The sequence below is a fragment of the Sphingobium mellinum genome (genome assembly GCF_037860795.1).
GTDB classification, from domain to species: Bacteria; Pseudomonadota; Alphaproteobacteria; order Sphingomonadales; family Sphingomonadaceae; genus Sphingobium; species Sphingobium mellinum.
Window position 1 is genome coordinate 17,648 of record NZ_JBANRK010000024.1, and the last position, 21,191, is coordinate 38,838.

The 21,191-nt window shown below is 60.4% G+C and carries 17 protein-coding genes; 9 read left to right on the top strand and 8 right to left on the bottom strand.

From position 1 onward, the window contains the following. Positions 1–87: 87 nt before the first annotated feature. From AAC640_RS16655 to AAC640_RS16675, 5 genes are read right to left on the bottom strand one after another with little or no spacing between them, the layout of a single operon-like run. Positions 88–1,158, bottom strand: coding sequence for a phosphotransferase (locus tag AAC640_RS16655; RefSeq protein ID WP_340268300.1), 1,071 nt, complete (start codon positions 1,156–1,158; stop codon positions 88–90). After that, on the bottom strand, positions 1,155–2,330 hold the full coding sequence (locus AAC640_RS16660; protein ID WP_340268302.1) for an acyl-CoA dehydrogenase family protein: 1,176 nt from the start codon (positions 2,328–2,330) through the stop codon (positions 1,155–1,157). The genes AAC640_RS16655 and AAC640_RS16660 overlap by 4 nt, the downstream gene beginning before the upstream one ends. After that, positions 2,327–2,974, bottom strand: a complete 648-nt coding sequence (locus AAC640_RS16665; RefSeq protein ID WP_340268304.1) for a 3-oxoacid CoA-transferase subunit B — start codon at positions 2,972–2,974, stop codon at positions 2,327–2,329. Before AAC640_RS16665 ends, AAC640_RS16660 begins: the two co-directional genes overlap by 4 nt. Next, on the bottom strand, positions 2,971–3,681 hold the full coding sequence (locus AAC640_RS16670) for a CoA transferase subunit A (RefSeq protein WP_340268306.1): 711 nt from the start codon (positions 3,679–3,681) through the stop codon (positions 2,971–2,973). The genes AAC640_RS16665 and AAC640_RS16670 overlap by 4 nt, the downstream gene beginning before the upstream one ends. Before the next feature lie 9 nt (positions 3,682–3,690). After that, the gene (locus AAC640_RS16675) at positions 3,691–4,428 is read right to left on the bottom strand and encodes an SDR family NAD(P)-dependent oxidoreductase (protein WP_340268308.1); all 738 of its coding nucleotides are present in this window, start codon (positions 4,426–4,428) and stop codon (positions 3,691–3,693) included. 169 nt (positions 4,429–4,597) lie between these two features. Here AAC640_RS16675 and AAC640_RS16680 point away from each other — a divergent pair, with 169 nt between their 5' ends. The 4 genes from AAC640_RS16680 to AAC640_RS16695 all read left to right on the top strand — a co-directional run bounded on the left by AAC640_RS16680 (position 4,598) and on the right by AAC640_RS16695 (position 10,284). Further along, complete coding sequence (locus AAC640_RS16680; protein WP_340268310.1) at positions 4,598–5,077, top strand: RNA polymerase sigma factor; 480 nt, start codon at positions 4,598–4,600, stop codon at positions 5,075–5,077. After that, the gene (locus AAC640_RS16685) at positions 5,071–6,057 is read left to right on the top strand and encodes a FecR family protein (protein ID WP_340268312.1); all 987 of its coding nucleotides are present in this window, start codon (positions 5,071–5,073) and stop codon (positions 6,055–6,057) included. The genes AAC640_RS16680 and AAC640_RS16685 overlap by 7 nt, the downstream gene beginning before the upstream one ends. 347 nt (positions 6,058–6,404) lie before the next feature. Next, positions 6,405–8,864, top strand: coding sequence for a TonB-dependent receptor (locus AAC640_RS16690; RefSeq protein ID WP_340268314.1), 2,460 nt, complete (start codon positions 6,405–6,407; stop codon positions 8,862–8,864). A gap of 178 nt (positions 8,865–9,042) precedes the next feature. After that, complete coding sequence (locus AAC640_RS16695; RefSeq protein WP_340268316.1) at positions 9,043–10,284, top strand: MFS transporter; 1,242 nt, start codon at positions 9,043–9,045, stop codon at positions 10,282–10,284. A 79-nt stretch (positions 10,285–10,363) separates the two neighbouring features. Here AAC640_RS16695 and AAC640_RS16700 read toward each other — a convergent pair whose 3' ends face one another. Continuing rightward, positions 10,364–11,221: a TauD/TfdA dioxygenase family protein gene (locus AAC640_RS16700; protein ID WP_340268318.1), complete on the bottom strand. Its 858-nt coding sequence runs from the start codon at positions 11,219–11,221 to the stop codon at positions 10,364–10,366. A 245-nt stretch (positions 11,222–11,466) separates the two neighbouring features. On the opposite strand from AAC640_RS16700, the gene AAC640_RS16705 reads away from it, so the two are divergent. Both AAC640_RS16705 and AAC640_RS16710 read left to right on the top strand, forming a co-directional pair. Then, positions 11,467–12,315 carry an isocitrate lyase/PEP mutase family protein gene (locus AAC640_RS16705; protein WP_340268320.1) on the top strand — a complete coding sequence of 283 codons (849 nt, stop codon included), beginning with the start codon at positions 11,467–11,469 and terminating at the stop codon, positions 12,313–12,315. A gap of 64 nt (positions 12,316–12,379) precedes the next feature. After that, the gene (locus tag AAC640_RS16710) at positions 12,380–13,309 is read left to right on the top strand and encodes a TauD/TfdA dioxygenase family protein (protein WP_340268322.1); all 930 of its coding nucleotides are present in this window, start codon (positions 12,380–12,382) and stop codon (positions 13,307–13,309) included. A gap of 38 nt (positions 13,310–13,347) precedes the next feature. Here the strand turns inward: AAC640_RS16710 and AAC640_RS16715 are convergent, their stop codons facing one another. Then, positions 13,348–14,214, bottom strand: coding sequence for an SDR family NAD(P)-dependent oxidoreductase (locus AAC640_RS16715; protein ID WP_340268324.1), 867 nt, complete (start codon positions 14,212–14,214; stop codon positions 13,348–13,350). A gap of 349 nt (positions 14,215–14,563) precedes the next feature. Between AAC640_RS16715 and AAC640_RS16720 the strand changes: the two genes are divergently transcribed. After that, a complete protein-coding gene (locus AAC640_RS16720; protein WP_340268326.1) occupies positions 14,564–15,586 on the top strand; it encodes an LLM class flavin-dependent oxidoreductase in 1,023 nt (340 codons plus the stop codon). 46 nt (positions 15,587–15,632) lie between these two features. On the opposite strand, the gene AAC640_RS16725 is transcribed toward AAC640_RS16720, so the two are convergent. Then, the gene (locus AAC640_RS16725; protein ID WP_340268328.1) at positions 15,633–17,039 is read right to left on the bottom strand and encodes an MFS transporter; all 1,407 of its coding nucleotides are present in this window, start codon (positions 17,037–17,039) and stop codon (positions 15,633–15,635) included. A 226-nt stretch (positions 17,040–17,265) separates the two neighbouring features. On the opposite strand from AAC640_RS16725, the gene AAC640_RS16730 reads away from it, so the two are divergent. Continuing rightward, complete coding sequence (locus tag AAC640_RS16730) at positions 17,266–18,390, top strand: Gfo/Idh/MocA family protein (protein WP_340268332.1); 1,125 nt, start codon at positions 17,266–17,268, stop codon at positions 18,388–18,390. A gap of 422 nt (positions 18,391–18,812) precedes the next feature. Continuing rightward, a complete protein-coding gene (locus tag AAC640_RS16735) occupies positions 18,813–21,119 on the top strand; it encodes a TonB-dependent receptor (protein WP_340268330.1) in 2,307 nt (768 codons plus the stop codon). The last annotated feature ends 72 nt before the right edge of the window (positions 21,120–21,191 follow it).

Below are 21,191 nucleotides of genomic sequence, written 5' to 3' on the forward strand. Positions count from 1 at the left end.
TAGCCGCAGTGAGCACCGCGTCCTATTTCATAACTGTAATCAGATTTGATCAACGGCGCTGTCCCGGGCGCCATCTTCGGCGGCAGGTCAGACATCGGCGCATTCGGCCTGCCGCCAGGCGAGCGCCATCAGTTCCGGCAGCACCCGCACCCGTTCCTTGGCTTGCGCCGACGCGGCGGTGCCGCGCAGAACGCGGCCCTTGATCCCGTGGAAGATGGCGGCGAGCCTGAAGAAGTTAAATGCCATGTAGTAATCATAATGGGGCATGCCAGTGCGCCCCGTGCGCTCGCAATAGGTTGCCAGATAGTCCGCTTCGCTCGGGATGCCGAGCGCGGTGATATCCGCGTCGGCAAGGCCCGCGACGATGTGGGGCGGCATGCGGTACATCATTGCATGATAGGCGAAATCCGCACCCGGATGGCCGAGGGTCGACAATTCCCAATCCAGCACCGCCAGGATACGCGGCTCCGAGGAGTGGAAGATCATGTTGTCGATGCGAAAGTCGCCATGAATAACGCTTGTTGCTTCGTCGTTCACCGGCAGATGATCTTCCAACCAGGTGATCAGCCGGTCCATATTCTGGTCTCGCCCCGCCAGAGTATCGTCGCGATATTGCCGGGACCATCGTGCAATCTGCCGTTCGAAATAATTGCCCGGGCGGCCGAAGTCGCCCAGGTCCACCGCCTCATAGTCAACGTTGTGCAGCCGCGCGATCGTCGCGTTCACCGCGTCGAAAATCGCGCGGCGTTCGGTATTCGGCACATCTGGGACGGTCGCATCCCAGAAGATGCGGCCTTCCACCATTGCCATCACATAGAACCAGGTGCCGATCACGGCATCGTCGGTGCACAGCCCATAGACATGCGCGACCGGGAACCCTGCCTTGCCGAGCGCCATGAGCACCTTGGCCTCGCGTTCGATCGCATGGGCGCCCTTGAGAAGCTGACCCGGCGGCTTGCGCCGCAATACATAGCATGCGCTGGGAGTGACGAGCTTGTAGGTCGGGTTGGATTGGCCGCCTCTGAACTGTTCGACCTGCATCGGCCCCTTAAAGCCGCGGACATGGCCACTCATCCACGCGGCCAGCGCCGCTTCGTCGAACGCGTAGCCCTGACGCACCGCCGTGGTGCCCAGATTGTCGTCGACCAGCGCGCTCATGCCTGAGCAGCTTTCCAGTCGCGCCGGATCTTCTTGGCGAGACTCCAGCGATGGACTTCGCTCGGCCCGTCATAGATGCGGAACGCGCGCACTTCCCGGAACACCTGCTCGACGATAGTGTCGCGGCTAACCCCGCTGCCGCCCATCACCTGGACGCAGCGGTCGGCAACGCGCATCAACGCTTCCGACACGGCTACCTTGGCCATCGAGCTTTCCGCCGTGCCAAGCGATCCTGTATCCAGCACCCCGGCGCACCAGTCGATCATCAGTTCGCATTGCTTGAGGTCGATCAGGTTGTCGGCCAGCATGAAACCCACCCCTTCATGATCGATCAGGACCTTGCCGAATGCCTCCCGCCGGTTGGCATAATCGGTCGCGATCTCATTGGCGCGAATACAGGCGCCCAGCCAGCGCATGCAATGCGACAGGCGGGCAGGGCTCAGCCGCACCTGCGCATAGGTGAAACCTTCGCCGCTCTTTCCCAGCATCTGATCGGCCGGGACGCGCAGATTGTCAATGGCCACGATCGAATGGCCGCCCGGCATGGAATTGTCGATCGTGTCGAGCACCCGCTCGATCCGGATCGCCGGATTAGGCAGGTCGATCAGGAACATGCAGGCGCCCTCCCGCGACCGGGCCATGACGATGCCGACCTTCGCGCCCTGCGCGCCAGTAATGAAGGCCTTGCGCCCATTGATCACCCAGTGGTCGCCGTCGGGCTCGCAGACGGTCTGCATCATGGAAGGGTCGGAACCGGCGCCGCCGTCGGCGGCGGGCTCGGTCATGAAGAAGGCGGACCGCGCGCGCCCCTCGACCAGTGGGCGCAGGAACCGCTGCTGGAGCGCGGGGCTACCCACTTTCCCCAGCAGATACATATTGCCCTCGTCGGGGGCGGCGGTGTTGCATGCAACCGGCCCCAGCGGCGTCAGCCCGGTGCGGATCAACACATGGGCGGTCTCCCGCTGGGTCAGGTGCCCGCCGTCCGGCAGAATGTGCGGCGTCAGCACGCCTGCGGCCCGCGCCTTTTCGCGCAATTCGACAACCAGCTCCTCCAGCGGAGCGCCATGATGATCGCGGCGCGCATCAGTCTCAAAGGGGAAGACGACATCGCGCACGAATCGCTCCACCCGATCGCCTATCGCTTGCGCACGGTCCGTAACGCCAGGGGTCATGTCAGGTCCTCGATATAATGAGCTTCGGTGCAATCGCGCACCATTGGAGCGGAGACGCCCGGCGCCACCTCCGCAAGAACGAAGGGCGCCGATCGGTCAGGTCGCCGGAACAAGGCCAGATTGGTGATGATCATGTCGACGACATTGGCGCCGGTCAGCGGCAATGTGCAGCGTCGGCGGAACTTGGCGCCCCCCGACTTGTCGACATGATCCATAAGGACGATGATACGCGGGACCCCTGCAACCAGGTCCATTGCTCCGCCCGGCCCCTTGATCGTCTTGCCCGGCACCATCCAGTTGGCGAGGTCGCCATTTTCCGCGACTTCCATCGCGCCGAGCACCGAAAGGTCGATGTGGCCGCCACGGATCATGCCGAAACTGTCGGCTGACGAGACGTAGCTCGTGCGGTCGAGTTCCGTTATCGTCTGCTTGCCCGCGTTGATGATGTCGGCGTCGACCTCGCTTTCCAGCGGGAAAGGACCAAGCCCAAGCATGCCGTTTTCTGACTGGAGCGTCACGTCCACGCCCGGAGGGATATGGTTGGACACCAGCGTCGGGATCCCGATGCCCAGATTGACGCAATAGCCGTCCTTGAGCTCACGCGCGGCGCGAGCGGCCATCTGGTCACGCGTCCAGCCCGTCACGCCGGCCTCTCCTGCCGGACCGTTCGCTGCTCAATCCGCCTTTCGTTTGACGTGGCCCGGATCAGCCGCTGCACGAAAATGCCGGGCGTATGGACATGATCAGGATCAATCGCGCCAGGGGCCACCATATGCTCGACCTCCACCACTGTTACCTTGCCGCAAGTGGCCGCCATCGGGTTGAAGTTTCGGGCGGACTTGCGGAAAACGAGATTGCCGAACGCGTCCGCCTTCCACGCCTTGACGATGGCGAGGTCAGCTACAATGCCCGTTTCCAGGAGATGAGGCTGGCCGGCGAATTCGCGCACTTCCTTGCCCTGCGCGATCATGGTGCCAATGCCGGTCCGGGTGTAGAAGCCGGGGATGCCCGCACCACCCGCCCGCATGCGCTCGGCGAGAGTGCCCTGCGGGCTGAATTCGATTTCCAGTTCGCCCGAAAGATATTGGCGCTCGAATTCCTTGTTCTCGCCGACATAAGAGGAGATCATCTTGGCGATCTGCCGGCTCTGGAGCAGCTTGCCGAGGCCGAAATCGTCGACGCCCGCGTTGTTGGACACCACGGTGAGACCTTTGACACCGCTTTCCACCAGTTGCGAGATCAGCGTTTCGGGGATGCCGCAAAGGCCGAAGCCGCCCGCGGCGATCGTCATCCCGTCGAACAGCAGTCCGTCAAGAGCGGCGGCTGCGTCAGGATAGATTTTGTTCGCCATCGCCCTTCCCTACAATGAACTGAGGAGATGGCCACCATCGACCACCAGAACGGAACCAGTCATGTACGGCGAGGCATTGGCGGCCAGCAGCAGCAGCGGTGCGTCGAGATCCTCGAGGCGACCGAGCCGCCGCTGGGGAATGCGCCGTATGAGCGCCTTGCCCGGATCCGACGCGAAAAAGTCGTCATTCAGTTCCGTTTCGAAATAGCCCGGCGCAATCGCATTGACGCGTATGTCGTCGCGCGCCAGTTCAAGCGCCATCTGCTTGGTCATCTGGATGACCGCAGCCTTGGACACGGCATAGGGGGTAACTTGGCCGCCCTGACGCACGCCGATGATCGATGCGATGTTGATGATTGATCCTCCGCTGCCGCGCGTACGCATGCGTCGCGCGACTTCTGTCGCCATCCAGAAGCCTCCGGTCAGGTTGGTGTCGATGATCGAATTCCAGTCGTCCGCCGTCTGATCGAGCACCGGCTTGGTGTTGGTGATCCCCGCATTATTGACGAGGATATCGACATCACCCGCCTGATCGAGCGCGTGACTGACCGAGGCGCGGTCCTGTACATCCAGGGGAACGGCCAGCGCATCCGGCCCCAGTTCCTTTGTCAGTTCCGCGAGCATTTGCGTGCGGCGCGCACCGATGATGACGGTCGCACCAGCTTTCGCCAACACTTTCGCGAAATGTGTCCCGAGGCCGCTCGAAGCGCCGGTCACGAAGGCGCGCTTGCCGGACAGGTCAAACATGGATGGCTCTTTCTTCTCTCTTTACGCCCAATCTTCTAATATCCGTTATTTTTTCTCGCAAGCGTAGAGTTGCTGGGGCATTGTTTTTCAGCGAGCGGAAATCGGTCGGTCGGTGTATGTCCGGAATCGGCGTTCCGTTCGTCTCGAATGAAAAATGCAAAAGGAGCGGATGAGCAAGATCAGGGACATGTTGTCGAAGGCAACGGGGGTGCTGAACCGCCGGGGTGTATCGATGGATGACGGGGAAGATCTTGTCCACGATGCATTCGTACGACTGAGTGAGTATGAGAAGGTGGAACAGGTCAGGTCCCGGGAGGCCGTCCTCATCCGGACGGCCGTTAACCTTTCGATCGATCAGGCGAGGCGGCGAGCGCGTGCACCGGTGGCATCAGGCTGCGAGGCGCTGGAACAGTTTAGCGACACCCAGCCCGACCCCTTCGAGATTGCCCGCGCGCGGGCCCGATTGCAGCGCGTAAATGAAGGCCTGCGGAACATGAATGAGATAAGTCGGCGTATCCTCCTGTCTCGCAGACTGGATGGGGTCAGTGTGGCCGACATAGCGCTTCGCGAAGGAATGTCCGTCGCGGCTGTGGAAAAGCGGATCGCCCGTGCTACCCTCTTCCTTATGGACTGGGTCGACGAATGGTGACGTCCGACCCCAAAACACAACGAGCGATCGAGGCCCAGGCCGCGGCGTGGCTCGCTCGGCTTCAGGGACAACATTCGGGTCCCGTCACGACCTCCGCCTTTCGCTCCTGGTTCGACGCGGACGAAGCGCATCGCGTGGCGTTCGAACGGGCTACGGAAATCTGGGACATTCTGCCTGGCGCGGCAGCGCTGGACGATGTTCAACTTCCTGTAAAAAAGCCGGGACTGCGGCGCATGGAATTGATCGCCATGGCGGCGTCGATCCTCGCCGTCATCGGGGCGGGCATTGGCTATGTCCATATGAACCATGCCGATCCGGTCTACGCAACGGCCGTGGGGCGTCAGGAAAACGTGGTTCTCCCGGACGGGTCGCGTATCGAACTCAATTCGGACAGCCAGGTCACCGTGCAGTACAGCAGCGGGGAACGCCAGCTCCGGCTCGACAGGGGCGAGGTGATGTTCCACGTTCGCAAAGACCCGAAGCGGCCCTTCACTGTCGCCAGTGCCGACGAGCGCGTGCGCGCGCTCGGCACCGCTTTTGTCGTGCGTCGTTTCCCGCTCAAGACCGTCGTGACGCTGACACATGGGCGGGTCGAAATTTCGCGTGCCAGCGGCTGGCGACAACTGAGGCTTGCGGTCCTGCGTCCCGGCGAACGTGCGACCTTGACCGGCGCCACGGGCGTGGTGATCGACCGGCCGCCGGTCGACATGCTTACCGCCTGGCGCAATGGTCAAGTGATCTTCGACAACACGTCACTGCTCGAAGCTGCGAGCGCAATGAACCGATACGCCGTTTCGAAAAGAGTTGTCATGGACCCGTCGGTGGCTGGCCTGCGGATATCGGGCATATTCGGCATCGATGAGCTTGAACAATTCGCCCTGTCGGCCGCCGCGCTCCATCAACTGACGATCGAACGGCAAGGCAACAGAATTCGGCTCGTGCCCGGCACACTTCAATCCGTGCCGAACCATGCGAGCTAGTGACCCGAATCTGAAGTGCGTCACACTACTGTGGGGTAGGCGTTGAACGAACTTCAGATTCATCAAGGTCACCAGCAAATATATGATTCTATTGCGTTTTATGGATTTAAAATACGCACCCTGCCTAGCCGCTATAACGAGGCATATTTCAAATCCACCACACTGGAGCTTTTTGGATTTTCTGATTTCCGCTTGTCCGGAATCGCCTTTTCCATCGTCTAGGATCTGAACAATCTAATCCATCACTCAGATGGAGCTTTGGGGAGGTGTAAATGAGGCTTTCAAGCAGGCACGGTCACGCATGTGGCACGGCAATGGCGGCGGTCATGATGATGAGCGTTCCGGCCATGGCGCAAACTTCATATGAATTCGATCTTCCCAGCCAGACATTGGCGACCTCGCTGCGGGCGGTCGGCAGCAAAGGCCGGGTGAATATCGCCTTCCGGCCCGAAAGCGTCAGGGGCGTGACCGCACCCGCCCTGCGCGGTTCCTATGATGTTCCACATGCCATCGACATGCTGCTGCGCGGTAGCGATCTTGCAGCGACTCAGGCGCCGGGCGGTTCGTTCCTGGTCGTCGCCAACCCCCGAAGAACAATAGCGCCAGCGCCCAAGGCCAAGCCGGCGCCCGTCAGCTTCATGCAGCCCGTCTCCGATATTCAGGCGGGCGGACAAGCCGCTCCCGAGAGCGCACCGGGGGAAATCATCGTCACCGCCCAGCGGCGCGAGCAGAAATTGCAGGATGTGCCGGTCTCCATCGCGGCATTTTCTTCCGAGCGGCTCCGCGACATGGGCGCCGGCACGATCACCGACGTGGTATCCCAGACGCCCGGCGTGCGCTTCCAGGGCGTGGCGGGAAATGCCGGCCTCCCGGTCTATAATATCAGAGGGGTGACGATCCTCGACTTCACTTATACCAACGAAGGTTCTGTCGCCATCTATGCGGATGATGTCTATCTTGGGAATCCCTTCTCGGCCAATCAGCAACTGTTCGACGTCGAACGCGTAGAGATTTTGCGTGGACCGCAAGGAACGCTCTATGGCCGCAATGCGACAGGCGGTCTTGTCCATTATATCTCCAAGCGGCCGACAGCGCAGTTCCAGGGTCAGGCGCTCGCGCAATATTCCAGCTTCGATGACGTCGTTCTCGAAGGCGCCGTGTCGGGTCCTGTCAGCGACTCCGTGCGCGTGCGGGTGGCAGGCCGCTACAACAGCAACGATGGCTGGCAGACCAGCCGCAACTTCGGCACGCCACTCGCCAAGGTGGACCACGCCATCGCCGGGCGGGTAACCGTCGACGCCGATCTGTCGGACAGCGTATCGCTCACGTTCAGCGGCCATTACGGAAATTCGGCGGGCAGCGAGGATGCCCGCGCCGGCATCGGCAAGCGCAACCCGGCCAACTTGTCCCAGGTCTGCACACCCGACCAAGTCCGTGCAAACCTCTGTGCCAATGTGAAGGGGTTCAGGGATCCCGATCCCGACCCGCGGCATCCCTATTCATCGCGCCCAGACATCCCTTACTCTCTCGTCTCGGCAGGCGGCTTCCTCAAATTGAACGCGGATATCGGGGATGTGAAGTTTACATCCATCACCGCGGTGGAAGGCGGCCGCAAATATGACGCCCTTGATACCGGGTCCACCCCGGTATTTGGTTCGGACATATGGATCGACTATTATATCCGGCATCGGCAGTTCAGCCAGGAATTGAGGCTGTCGGGCAATAGCGGCAGGCTGGAATGGATTGCCGGTGGAATCTACTATACCGACACTCGTTTCTTCACCGCTATCCTGTCCGGCCAGAATTTTGGTTCCTATTCCGATCAGAAGATTTCCAGCATCGGGACCTTCGCTCAAGGCACCTATGCCCTGACGGACACGCTCAACCTCACGGCTGGCCTTCGATACACCAGTGACGAAAAGAAAATGCGGTCCTACGCTGCCCTTACCGGGCCACGAACCGGTACGCGGCAAGGCACACCGACCTTCACATTTTCGGACCGCATCGCGCCCAAGAAGGTCACGTGGCATTTCGGAGCGGACTGGCACGTCACGCCGGATGTGATGCTCTACGCGACGGCCTCGAGCGGCTTCAAGACGGGCGGCTATAATACCGCCTTCGCCGCAAGCCGGGCAGCAATCGGCCCCGTGGAGCCGGAGACGATCATCACTTATGAGGCAGGCGTCAAATCCAACCTGCTGGACCGCAAGCTCACCGCGAACATAGGCGCATTTTACAGCCGCTATAAAAGCATCCAGTCATCGGCGACGGTCGTTTGCACGACCTGCCCTGGCGGCATCGCACCGCGATTCCTCAATATTGGCAACGCCAAAATCAGGGGTATCGAGGCGGAACTGACAGCACGTCCCACTGCGGACCTTACGGCTTCCGTTGGGGCGGCCTATAACAAAAATCGTCTGGACGCACCGGCCAACCTCCTGATCGGCGGCTTGCCGCTCAATGGCAACCGGCTGGCGAATACACCGAAGTTCAGCATAAATGGGCAGTTCAACTGGCAGCCATCACTCGGGGACGGTCGGGGTTCGCTGATTTTCGGCGGCGATATCATGTATCAGACCAAATTCTTCTTCCGGCCCGACAACAATCCCTACGCTGTGCAGAGCGGCTATGCGCTGGTGGGCGCCCGGCTGGGCTGGGAAGCTGAGAACGGAGTCCGGGTCGAAGCCTTCGCCAAGAACTTGTTCGACAAGAAATATTTCGTCTCGCAGACCGATGTCGGCGATATCGCACCGGCAACCTGGGGCATGCCCCGTCAACTTGGAATACGGGCTACGACAAACTTTTAGGAGGCAGCTCGCCGCTGGTCTCCGGTTTCGCGCATGAAACAGGCTCCGTAATCATCGAGCATGTCCGTTCGGCGGACATGCTCGATGATCGGCGCGAAACACCGCCCTGGTCCGAAAAGATGGCCGCCGCTGCTGCTCGATTTCAAATTTCGGCTGCGCCGGAAAACGAAGGATGCCGATGAGTTACAGCGACCAAGTGCCACAGTCCGAATGGCGGCGCGGATGGCCAGTCGTGTTCGCCGCCTCGGCAGGCTACGGCCTATCGGGCGGCCTTTTTTCGATCACCGCCGGCTTGTTCATCAACCCCATGCGGCAGGAATTCGGTTGGACGATGAGTCAGGTCGCCATCGCGCCCTATGTGCACCTGCTCATCGCTTTGATGATGCCGGTCGGGGGAATAGTCATCAACAAGGTCGGCCCCCGTCCGGTCGCCCTGTTCGGCATATTGTTGTTTGCGACAGGCTATATCGCTCTGGCGACGCTCCCCCTGTCGCTACTGCTCTTATACGCCATTGTTGGCTGCCTGGGCATCTTTGGTCCGTCAGGCAATGCCGGTCCCTATGCGCGGGTCGTGGCAACATGGTTTCAAAGGCATGTCGGCATGGCGCTGGGCGTCACAACCGCAGGAACATCTTTCGCAGGACTTTTCGTGCTGCCGATCGTGGCCGCCGCCATCGCAAGATGGGGCTGGCGCGGCGGCTACCTGACTTTGGCCGCGTTATTGACGTGCTTCGCTTTGCCGATCCTGCTCCTCCTTTTGCGGGAAAGGAAGCAAACCGAGGCGTCCCAACCGACCGCCCCGCCCGCGCGAAGCACTTCGCTGGTCGAGGCCCTTGCCAATCCCCATTTTTGGCTTCTCCTGTTGGCGATCGGCCTCGCCGCCATACCGGTGGGCGTCTATCTCACCCACCTGCAACCCATTCTTCAAAACGCCGGGTTTTCGCTGGAGACGGGAGCCGCGTTTGGAAGCCTGTTCGCATTCGCGGTCGGAGTGGGGCGCATCGGCGGAGGCATGCTTGTCGACCGATTCTGGAGTTTTGGCGTCGCGGCGGCTGCCGTTGGCCTGGGTGCGCTCGGCTGCCTCATCGTGACCGCGGTGACCCCTGCCACGACGTTCGCGCTTACCGCTTTGGCGATCGTCTTGATCGGCCTCGCCTACGGTGGCGAGATCGATTTCGGCGCCTATTTCACGCTGAAATTGTTCGGCATTGGCAGTTTCGACCGCATCTTCGGCTGGGTGGCGCTGATTATGGGAGCGGCCATCGCTGCGGGCGGGATAATCGGCTCTACCCTGTTCGACATGATGAACAGCTACAGGTTCTTGGGCCCTATCACGGCTCTGTGTTTCGCATTGTCTTCCGGAGCCTTCCTGATTTTGGGAATGGTCATGCGGAAGACAGTTGCGATACCAGCCCATTGACCCGCTGCCGATGAGGCAACGCATCGCGCGTTAATCCGTCTGGCCAGGGAGTCGGTCGGGCGCGACGACGCTAGCGCCCTTATCCGGGTTCCGCGCCAAGCCTGCCCATCACAATGTCCTGCGCCTCCGGCGAAAGAACGGGATATTGCTGCTTGAAGGTCAGCGGACCGAGCGTAGCGCGCTGCATCGTGCGGGGGACATCGGGATTGAGCGCGCCACGCGCATGCTGGCAAGCGAGATTGTCCCAAAGCACGACGTCGCCAATATGCCAGACATGTTCATAGATCGTCTCTGGACGGGCAATATGCTGGTACAAAGCCTCCAGCAGGGGCCTGCCCTCCTCCTCCGGCATATCTTCGATGATACGGGTCGATTCCGGCATGACGTACAGGCACAGTTCGCCGGTTCTTGGATGCGGGCGGGCGATACGATGCGACCAGTTCGGCAAGAGCGGGTCAAAGCCATAGATCCCGTCATTGGGGCCATAAGCGAAGCACTGCACAGCGCGACGATTCTCGACGGCCTTTTTCAGCTCGTCGGGCAGATCATTCCAGGCATTGACAGAATTTATGAACTTGGTCGACGTGTTGCCCTCGTCGAGTTCGACGCCAAGCAGCATCACGCTTTCGATCGGATATTCGCAATGCGCCAGATCGGAGTGGAATTTCAGTTCGAGATTGCCAAGGAAGCCGTCCTTCCGCTTGTTCGAGATGTAATTGACGCCCTCGCTGGGAGGATAGGGTTTGCCGAACCACCCGGCCGCGCTGCGCTGCTGCTCCAGCGTGAGACTCTGGCCGCGAAACACCAGCAGATGATGGCGGTCGTAAAGCTGACGAAGCTCGTTGATGATTGCCTGGGACGGTGTCCGGGAAAGATCGATGCCCATGATCTCGGCACCGAAAGGTTCAATCTGCCGCCACTCCACCTGGTCTGCCATATCCTGTCCCACTTATATTCGCTGAACTCGTGGAAGGAGGCGCCTTCCAGCGGGCCTCAATCTAAACGTTCGTTAGAAAAAATCAATAGGCCTCCGGTCGCAGGAGGCAGAGTTTTCGTGGGCACGGGACGAACTGGCGCGAAGGCGACGGTGGGCCGATCTGGACAAGCTGCCAGCTTCGGATTATTGCAATTATTATTAGAACTTGTCGCTCCCTTTGAGCTGACAATGCTGCGGAGAGTGCAATGGACGGTGCCAAGGCGATGCGGCAGTTGCTCGAAGAGCCAGGAATGTTGATCGTGCCCGGGGTTCACGACGGACTCAGCGCACAAATGGCCCGGCTTGCGGGATTCGAAAGCATTTTCCTTGGCAGCTACGCCATCACGGCGTCCGCTTTCGGCATGCCCGACGCCGGCATTGTTCCTGTCGCGCAATTGGTCGAAGCCTACCGCCCGCTGGTCGAATGTTCGGGCCTGCCGTCCATCTGCGATATTGACGATGGCGGCGGCACGAGGCTTCAGATCGCGCGCAACCTGCAACTCGTCGAGCGCGCGGGGATCGGCGGCATCCAGATGGAGGATCTCGACCTTTCGGTGGGAAAATATCTGCCCGGACGCAAAAAGCGCCTGCTGCCAGCCGAACAGATGGTCGATCATATAAAGGCAGCGGCGGATGCGCGCGTGGACGGGAACCTGGTCATCATGGCGCGCTGCGATGCCCGCGATGCATCAACCCTTGATGACGCCTGTGAACGAGTGGCCGCCTATGGCGAGGCGGGCGCGGATCTCATCCTTGTTCCCTTTCTCGAAATTGAGGAGATTCCCCGCATTCGGGCCGCGACCGCAACCCCGATCGCGCATATGTTCATCCCGAGCGACGTCAAGGACGCAACAAGCGTGGAACGCGTTCGTGAACTTGGCGTCAAATATCTGATGTATCCCGTGTTGTCCGTCTGGGCGGCCGGTCGCGCAATCCATGACGCGATGATGGAACTTCGCGACTGCCGGTCAGATGCGACTCGGGCACATGGCGGCGCGACCTGGCAGCTGGTCAATGAGGCGATGCGGTCGGACTACTGGGGCAACCTGGCATAGGGCCCCGTTCTCGGGTGGGGAGTCGGAACGGCAGGCAGGATGCCGCCTGATGGAGCTTGGCGAAATGAACTCTGGGGCAAAGAGCGACGAATTGCAATTTGTGGAACTGGGACCGGTCGGGGCGCAGGTGCTGAATCTGGATCTGGACCGGCTTGACGCCCCCGATCTGCGTGATCAGCTTTACACCTTGTGGCTACGCTACGGCATCATTCTGTTCCGTGGTACAGGCGCGACCCGCCAGCAGCATATGGAACTCAGCAAACTGTTCGGCCCGCTGGAGATTCATCCCATTCCCAAGGTCCGGGTGCCGGGTCAGGAAGAACTTGTCGAGATCAGGGAATATGGCGGCTATTATGTAGTCGACGGACGATTACTCGGCGGTTTCATCCCTTGGCACCAGGATACGTGCTACACGCCCGACATATGCAAGGGGGCCGTCCTGTTCATGGAGACGCCCGCAAGTGAAGGCGGTCAAACCGGATGGATCGACACGGCCAAGGCCTATGCCGGACTGTCCGACGAACTCAAACATGGGATCGAAGGGCTCGAGGTGGTGATGCGCGTTCACAATGCGAAGCCCGACGGCATGCGCTTCGTGCAAAAGGAAAGGCCATTCCGTCGACCCACTGCCGAGGAATCGCCGGGCGAACATCTTTCAATGCCGGATTTTCCCCCCGTCGTGCATCCGTTGGTGGTTGCCCATCCCGAGTCGGGGATCAAGTCCCTGTCCATCAGCCCGTCCAACGTCGACGCCATTCTGGGTCTGCGGCGGTCCGAAAGCGAGGAATTGCTGACGACGCTGATCGAACATACGCTGAAGCCGGAATATCGATATGTGCATCAATGGCAGCAAGGCGACATGATGCTGTGGGACAATCGGCGTACCTTGCACCAAGCGTTCGGCTGGCCGCCGGGCGTGAAGCGCGTGGCTTTCAGAACGACGTTGCAGGGCGCCATGCGTTCGGGCCGTTACCTCAACCCAGCCGCGAGTTGAGCGACGACGTTCCTGGAAGGAGACTGATCAGGCAGCGATTAACCGCCGGATCGAGCGGCGAGTTGAGCTTCGGCCTGTTCCTTGGCCGCGGTCAGATGACTGAAGAGAAAGTCGGAAGCGTTGGTGGGCCGATGCAGCGTCAGTCCACCATCCACAGGCAAGGCCACTCCGGTGATGAAAGCCGATTCGTCCGACGCGAGATAGGTCGCGGCGTAGGCAATATCCACAGCTTTGCCTGCTCGCGGGAGCGGCTGCCATTGTGCCATCATCTCGTCTAGATATTCGGGCATCAGGTCGGCGACTTCGCGTGAAGCTCCCACCAGATCGCCGTAAATCGGCGTTGCGAAACCACCGGGCACGAGGACGTTGACCCTGATGCGATCAGCGGCGAACTCCAGCGCGCCCAGCCGACCCAACAGGATGACCGAGCCCTTGGCCACCGAATAGGCCGGCGTTCCGGCCCGGAGATTCGTCGCGCCGACCGACGAGGTCAGGATGATCGACCCTTGCCCCCGGCGCTTCATCGATCTCACCGCATGTTTGATGCACAGGGCCGTGGACCGGGACAACAACGCCTGCGTATCGTCCCAACCCTCGACCGTCATGGCCTCGAGCGTTTCCTTAGCGCCAGCGGCCCCCGCATTATGATACATGACGTCGAGTTCGCCAAAGCTTGAAACAGCAAGGTCGACGGCGGCGGCGATGTCGTCCTCATTGCGGACATCACATTGCGAAAAACGCACATTCCCCGGGAAACGCTGTTCGAGCGCCCTTCCCTTGTCGCCTTGGACGTCGGCGACGACCAGCCGGGCGCCCTCTTGAACGAACATCTCTACGCTGGCCAGGCCCATGCCTGACACTCCGCCGGTGATGACCGCGACCTTGCCTTCCAAACGACCTGCCAAGCGCAGCCTCCCACCTTCTTCACCCCAGTATCGATCACTGGATCGATCACTGGCGCGCGATCGACACAGCGCTTGAAGCGCCAATGCTCAATATTTAGGAAGGGGCGATTGTTACAACCTCATTGTGATACGCGTTATATTATTTCAGCACGGCGCCACAGTCAAGGAAGCCCCCCTGTTCACAGTGGCACCCGCTTTCGACCCGGTAATGGCAAACCGGATGGCGCGCCTTCCTTTTGGCGTCTTAGACATTGACACTCCAGCGAAGCATTCTAGAAATTAGAATTTATATTAGTTTCCTTCCGACGGTCGGCAAGGTGCGCTATGCGAATTCACAGGAAGGCGAGTGATGCTTGAAATCTGGCTGCGGTACGACCTCCGAAATCCGTCCTGGGTAGGGATCAAATCCACGACGCTGGCAGCCGCCGCAATCGAACAGGTGGAATGGGCTGACAAGAACGGCTTCCACACCATTCAGCTCCCCGAACATCATTGCAGCGATGACAATTACAGCCCATCGCCGCTGATCCTGGGCGCGGCAATGGCGGCGCGCACCTCGAAAATGCGGATCCAGCCCTCCGCGATCATCCTCCCGCTGCACGACCCCGTTCGGATCGCCGAGGACGTTGCGGTGCTCGACATCCTCAGCAACGGCCGGGTCGATGTCACGGTCGGGCTGGGCTATGTTCCCGAAGAATTCGCCATGTTCGGCGTCGATTTGAAGGATCGATCGCGGCTGGTCGAGGAGAAGCTGAAGGTGCTCAGGCGCGCCTTCACGGGCGAGGTTTTCGACTATGACGGACGCACCGTGCACGTCACCCCGCCGCCGGTGCAGCCGGGGGGACCAAGGTTGTGGATTGGCGGCAGCGTGAAGGCGACCGCCCTGCGCGCGGCGGAATTGGGCGATGGCTATTATCCGATGGTTCACACGCCCGAGCTGGTTCAGACCTATAAGGATGCCTGCACGGCACTTGGCAAGGAGCCTGGCCGGATCATCAACGTGACGGGCCCCCGCAACGTTGTCATCGCCGAAGACCCCGAGGCGGCCTGGCACAAGATTGCGCCCCACGCGCTCCACGAAACCAATGCTTACGCAGCCTATGCCGCAAAGCTGGGTCAGGCGACACATTTCAAGCATGCGGAAAATGCCGAAGAGTTGTGGGCGCTGGACATCTACAAGGTGCTCACTCCGGAAGAGGGGCTAGCACTGTTCAGACGTCAGCGGGACCTTGGGCGATCCCTCATACTGGCACCGCTGATGGCTGGGCTGGATCCCGATGTCGCCTGGCAAAGCCTGGAGCTTATGGGCAGCAAGATCATCCCCCAACTCATGGCGGATGATGCAGCTCTTACCCCAGAGGCCACCGTTTGAAGCGGCGACCGCAATAGCTGATGCGCCGTCTGTAGCCCGATCCTGACTATTGCATCTGGGCCGTTTCGCCCTGCACTCCGGACATGGCGATCAACGGGGCTTCGCCAGTGTCCGGTTCTGATGCCCGCTGGCCGCTCTTGCCATCGCCCCTGTTCGGCTGCTCCTGCTCGCTGGCGGCCATCGAGCGCGCAAAACGCGCGAGGCTCTTTGCGGCCACGAACGCGGAAAGGCAGGTACACAGGATGCTGACGATGCTCACGCTGTAGCCGACCCCTTGCGGCATGCCAGCAAACAGATGATCCGACAGGCCGCCGACCAGCGCGGCGCCGATGGCGAAGGAACCGAGGCTGTTGCACAGGATGAAGACGGAGCTGTTCACCCCTCGCGAAGAGGCCGGGGTGACCAATTGTAGCGCCGCGACAAGATTTCCGTAAAAGGACCCAAGGCTGGCCATCCCCACCGCCAGAACGCCCAGCGATACAAAGAGATTCGGGATGGTGGCAGCCAGGCTGGTCGGAATGGCCAGGAACGATATGAACATCACGGTGCGCAACGGCGCGTCCTTGTGGCCGCGCCTGGCAAAGCGCTCCGTCGCCCATGTGCCGCACAGCGTTCCGGTCACGGTCGTGCACAGGAACAATATGCCCAGGGTGCGTCCCGCAGCCGGAGCGGTGAAGCCGTAGAAGCGGATCAGATGCGCCGCAAACCATGCAATGGCGGCGAAGTAGGCGACACCGAGCAGAACCGAGCAACAATAGATCGGCGCATATATGCGCCGATCTGCCCAAAGGGAGCGCAGAGCCGGCCGCAATTGGGTCTGAGGTGCCGCTGCCCCCATTTTCCTCATCGGCTCCTTCACAAACAGCGCCGCGGCGAGCACGAGGAATCCGGGTAGGCTGACGAGCAGGAAGCCGGCCTGCCACGGACGTATGCCGATGGGCAAAACGGCCAGGCTGTTTATGGCCTCGATCGCGGCGCCTCCCCCAAGGAAGGCGGCGCCGACCCCCAGAGTTCCAGCCATCGAAAATATGGTGAGGGCCCTCACCGTGCGCTCACGCGAGAAGGAGTCGATAATCATCGAATAGGCCGCCGGGGAAAGGCATGCCTCGCCCAAACCAACTCCGATCCTGCCGAGGAACAAAAGCCAGAACGAATTCGCCAGTCCACAGAAAATGGTCATCACTGTCCAGATTGCGATGCCGAACAGGAGCACGGCTTTGCGGTTGCCGCGATCCACCAGCCATCCCACCGGTAATGTCGCGATGGAGAAGGACAGCGAAAACGCCAGGCCTTGCAACAGTCCGACCTCGAAATCGGAAATACCGAATTCCATTTTAATGGGCGTCACCAGAAGGGCTATGATCTGCCGATCGAGAAAGGCAACGATATAGGCCGCGACCAGCACGATCAGAAGATATACGGCACGCGCCGAAGAACGCTGTCGATCAGCCATGTCTCATCCTTTTTGCAAGCCGGCGCAGACTTGGGAACGGCAGAGACCTGAAAAGGGCGCCTCGCGCAACCTCGCGACATGTGGGCGGCTTTCCGGACACCGGAATCCGCGCGAAGATCGCGGTCAACTTGCCCCTGCCAGCCTCCTCCATCTTTCTCTTGATCTCACCAGTATAAAATGAGGATTAGAACAACAAGCGATAATCGAGGCGGGATGGTTGGCTGGGGTGAATATGATCGGCAAGAAAATAGGTGTGGGCCTGATCGGCGCGAACCCGGACCCGGCCAAAAGCTGGGGGACTCGCGGCCATATCCCGGCAATCAACCATCTAGCCAATTTCGAGCTTGTGGGAATTTGCACTTCCACGCCCGACTCCGCCCGCGCCGCCGCTCAACATTTCGCCGTTCCGCTGGCCTTCAGCGATCCCCGGGAGATGGCCGCTCACCGGGATATTGACGTCATAGTCATTTCCGTGCGCACGGAGCTTCACCGCAGCATGATCGAAGCGGCGGTTGCCGAAAGGAAACATGTCTATTGCGAGTGGCCGCTGGGCGTGACCACTGCCGAAGCGGCCCAGTCACTTCATGACGCGGAGCGCGCGGGCGTGAGGACCGCGATCGGGCTGCAGGGCCGATATAACGACATGCTTCGTTATGCCCGAGATTTGATAGACGACGACGCCATAGGCAAAGTCATCGCCGTCACGATGGACGTTCAGCAGGAGAATTTCGGCCCGGTCGAAGCGGCCGCCTACGCCTATACCGCCGACCTCGTGAATGGCGCCAATCTGCTGAGCATTGGGACCGCACAGGCGCTTTCGGGCATGTGCTATGTCGTAGGCGACTTTTCGGAACTTTCAGCGGTCGTCGCCTGCCAGTATGGCGAGGCGCGCATTCGCGAAACCAACGCAACCATTCCCAAAACCTCCCCGGATCAGGTCGCCATCACCGGCCGGCTGAATAATGGGGCGGTCGTGAGCGTACACATGAAAGGAGGCGCCACCAGGACGGCGGGCGCACGGCTGGAGATCAACGGCACCAAGGGCGACCTTCTGTTGAGATCCAGCGGCGGGGCCAATATCCACAGAGCAATATTGTCCATGGCAGGAGGCAGGGGTTCAAAATTGGACCCGATGCCCCTCCCCGATCGCTACCGGCTCAGCCCGCCTGGACTTGAATCAAGTCCTGCAACAGGAGTTGCCCATCTTTATCAGGATTTCGCCGCCGCCATCAATGGCGACGCATCCATGGAACTCGACTTCAGCTATGCCGTCCGTTGGCATAGGCTCATCGACGCGATCCGACGGGCGGCCGATACGGGCACGAGACAGGTCATAGCAGACGATTTCTAATGTAGCTTGGCTTTAGGAGGCCGCGCCCAGGCGGGAAGAGTTCGAAGCGAGCCTCGAAGGAAGCGACATGGCAGTTCGCTGAAACCCATATAGCAGTTGACCGGGATCAACTTTTTTTTCTAATGTCCATTTCGTCATTTGCAATGGGGATGGGCGCGGCGCCCGTGGCGGACATTCTGGGGGCGTGGCTACTCATCGGCATCATAATGGAAAGATCGGCAGCAAATAAAAGCTGCCGACCAAAATAGAGGATCGGGGATGTACATGATCATATCTCCTGTTGGCATCCCCCCCGCATAGAAGCCCCCAAGCTTTGCGGAGAGGGCGCAGCGTTGAATCAAAGCCGCGAATAATCGGCTCTTAACATCAAGCATAATGCCTCCAGCGCTTGGAGCTGTGGGCGTCACCATGGGAGGGAATATATGCGTAAGTTCGCGGTTGGCGCGTCGGCGCTATGGCTTTTAGGAAGTTCCACCCTGGCATTTGCCCAGAACGCCGACAATGCTACGGACGAAATCGTGGTGACGGCGCGCAAACGCGACGAAACCTCCATCGCTGTCCCCCTGGCGATCACCGCTGTCAGCGGGGTGGAACTCTCCCGCCGGGGCGTCACCAAACTGGACGATCTCGGCAAGATGGTGCCGCAACTTCAGATCGGTGAAAGCAATGGCGGCATCCAGGGCGGCCTGATCACCCTGCGCGGCGTGGGTTCGGGCGACACGAGCGGCCTCATCGAGCAAGCCGTGTCCTTCGTGATCGATGGCGCGCCGGTGCAACGCATATCGGTTCGCCGCATGAGCGAACTGGATATTCAGCAGGTCGAAGTACTGAAAGGTCCGCAGGCCCTCTTCTTCGGCAAGAACAGTCCGGGCGGCATCATTTCGATCCGAACCGCCGATCCGACATCGGAACTTTCCGGCAGCCTTCGGGCAAGTTACGGCTTCCGCGCGCGCGAGATCAAGGGAGACGGCTTCATTGCCGGTCCGCTGACCGACACATTGGGCGTGCGCGTCGCCTATTATGGCGCCCGCGTCGGCGGCTACGCCCACAATACCGCGCCCGAAAGCAACCCGAACCGCTCAAGAGACAGGCTCCCCTATGACAGGGAATATGGCGGTCGCGTCACGCTAAAATGGGACCCCACGCCCGAATTCGATGCCCGTTTCAAATTCAACTACGGCCACTCACAAACCCTGGGTGTCCTGGAAAATGCGCAGGTGGTTTATTGCGCGCGCGGTTCGGTGAGCCAGTTCAACATCCCTCAGATTGACTGCGTCCCGGATAACCGCGTCTACAACGTAAACACCGGTACTATCGCCACCAGCAAGCAGTATCGGTTCGGCGATGGCAAGAATAATTTCCTGCAGAACCAGATTCTCGCGTCACTGGAGTTGGGCTATCGTCCGTCGGATACGATCAGCCTCACCTCGATCACCAGCCTCTACGACGTTGGCTTCAATTATCACGAAACGGTATCTTTCAACGGTCTGATCGTCGCTACGGGCGTGCACATCCGTGACTTCAACCAGGAACTGCGCCTGCTGACCGAATTCGACATGCCCGTCAACTTCACGATCGGCGGCTATTATGCCACGACGAAGGGCCATGCATTCAGCGATGTCTTCCTTGGCGCCAATCGCGCACTGGCGCAGGATACCCATGTCTCGGGCGATGCCTATTCGGTCTTCGGACAGGCAACATGGAATATTCTTTCGACGGTCGAACTCGCCGGCGGTGCCCGATATTCCTATGAAAAAAAGCACGCGAAGGTCTTCGCCGCACGAGATCCGGGAATTTTCGACGTGCCTTTCCCAGTGTCTCCTGACGAACGTTCATTCGACAATATTTCGCCCGAGGCGACACTGACGTGGCGGCCGTCCAAATCGCTCACGGTTTATGGCGGTTACCATCAGGGCTTCCTGTCTGGCGGCTTCAACGGCGCGCCCGCGGCCACCCTTGACCGGTCCTATGACGAGCAGACCACCAAAGGCTTCGAGGGCGGCATCAAATCAGAGCTGTTCGATCGGCGGCTGCGCGCCAATCTAGCTCTGTATCGCTACGTCACGACCGGCTTGCAGGTGTCGGTCGGCTTCACCGATCCGAGCGGCGTCGTGTCGATCCAGACCGTCAACGCGGGCAAGGCGACGTCGAAGGGCGTCGAAGCCGACCTGAACTACCGGACCGGCATTGACGGCCTGTCGATCCATGGGGCGATGGCCTATAACAGGTCGCGCTACAACAAATTCACCGCGCTATGTTATCGCGGCCAGACGCCCGCTGCAGGCTGCAACCTGCTCCCGAACGCCGCTGGCGCGTTCACCGTACAGAATCTGGCGGGGCGGCAAGTCGTGCGGGCGCCCGACTGGGCCGGCAGCGCAGGAGTCAATTACGATCTGCCGCTGGCAGGCAGCCGCAAGCTGGGGTTCACGGCCGATGCGGCTTATTCCGGAAGCTTCTTCACCGAGAGCCGCAACATTCCGGGAAGCCGTCAGCCTTCTTACTGGCAAGTTGATGCCGGTGTTCGCCTGACAGATGAAGCCAAAGGCTGGGAACTTGCGGTTCTGGGCAAGAACCTGACCAATGAATATTTCTTTATCCGAACCTCGGAAGCCAGCGGAACCGGCACTACGCCGGGTTTACCGACCGGGACGGTATCGGATCTGATCGGCTCGGTGAACCGGGGCCGGGAGGTGGTGCTTCAGGCGACCTTCAGGTTTGGCCCACGCTAAGAGCCTGTCTTGAATCTCATGCGTAACGAGCGATGCGCCTGATGAGGACGATTGCGGCAGCGGCATAGAGTA

What these genes read in the sequence shown, in the direction of transcription:
- AAC640_RS16655 (WP_340268300.1), bottom strand. Translation starts at nt 1,158, where the DNA reads ATGAGCGCGCTGGTCGACGACAATCTGGGCACCACGGCGGTGCGTCAG.
- AAC640_RS16660 (WP_340268302.1), bottom strand. Translation starts at nt 2,330, where the DNA reads ATGACCCCTGGCGTTACGGACCGTGCGCAAGCGATAGGCGATCGGGTG.
- AAC640_RS16670 (WP_340268306.1), bottom strand. Translation starts at nt 3,681, where the DNA reads ATGGCGAACAAAATCTATCCTGACGCAGCCGCCGCTCTTGACGGACTG.
- AAC640_RS16675 (WP_340268308.1), bottom strand. Translation starts at nt 4,428, where the DNA reads ATGTTTGACCTGTCCGGCAAGCGCGCCTTCGTGACCGGCGCTTCGAGC.
- AAC640_RS16680 (WP_340268310.1), top strand. Translation starts at nt 4,598, where the DNA reads ATGAGCAAGATCAGGGACATGTTGTCGAAGGCAACGGGGGTGCTGAAC.
- AAC640_RS16685 (WP_340268312.1), top strand. Translation starts at nt 5,071, where the DNA reads ATGGTGACGTCCGACCCCAAAACACAACGAGCGATCGAGGCCCAGGCC.
- AAC640_RS16690 (WP_340268314.1), top strand. Translation starts at nt 6,405, where the DNA reads ATGGCGCAAACTTCATATGAATTCGATCTTCCCAGCCAGACATTGGCG.
- AAC640_RS16695 (WP_340268316.1), top strand. Translation starts at nt 9,043, where the DNA reads ATGAGTTACAGCGACCAAGTGCCACAGTCCGAATGGCGGCGCGGATGG.
- AAC640_RS16700 (WP_340268318.1), bottom strand. Translation starts at nt 11,221, where the DNA reads ATGGCAGACCAGGTGGAGTGGCGGCAGATTGAACCTTTCGGTGCCGAG.
- AAC640_RS16705 (WP_340268320.1), top strand. Translation starts at nt 11,467, where the DNA reads ATGGACGGTGCCAAGGCGATGCGGCAGTTGCTCGAAGAGCCAGGAATG.
- AAC640_RS16710 (WP_340268322.1), top strand. Translation starts at nt 12,380, where the DNA reads ATGAACTCTGGGGCAAAGAGCGACGAATTGCAATTTGTGGAACTGGGA.
- AAC640_RS16720 (WP_340268326.1), top strand. Translation starts at nt 14,564, where the DNA reads ATGCTTGAAATCTGGCTGCGGTACGACCTCCGAAATCCGTCCTGGGTA.
- AAC640_RS16725 (WP_340268328.1), bottom strand. Translation starts at nt 17,039, where the DNA reads ATGGCTGATCGACAGCGTTCTTCGGCGCGTGCCGTATATCTTCTGATC.
- AAC640_RS16735 (WP_340268330.1), top strand. Translation starts at nt 18,813, where the DNA reads ATGCGTAAGTTCGCGGTTGGCGCGTCGGCGCTATGGCTTTTAGGAAGT.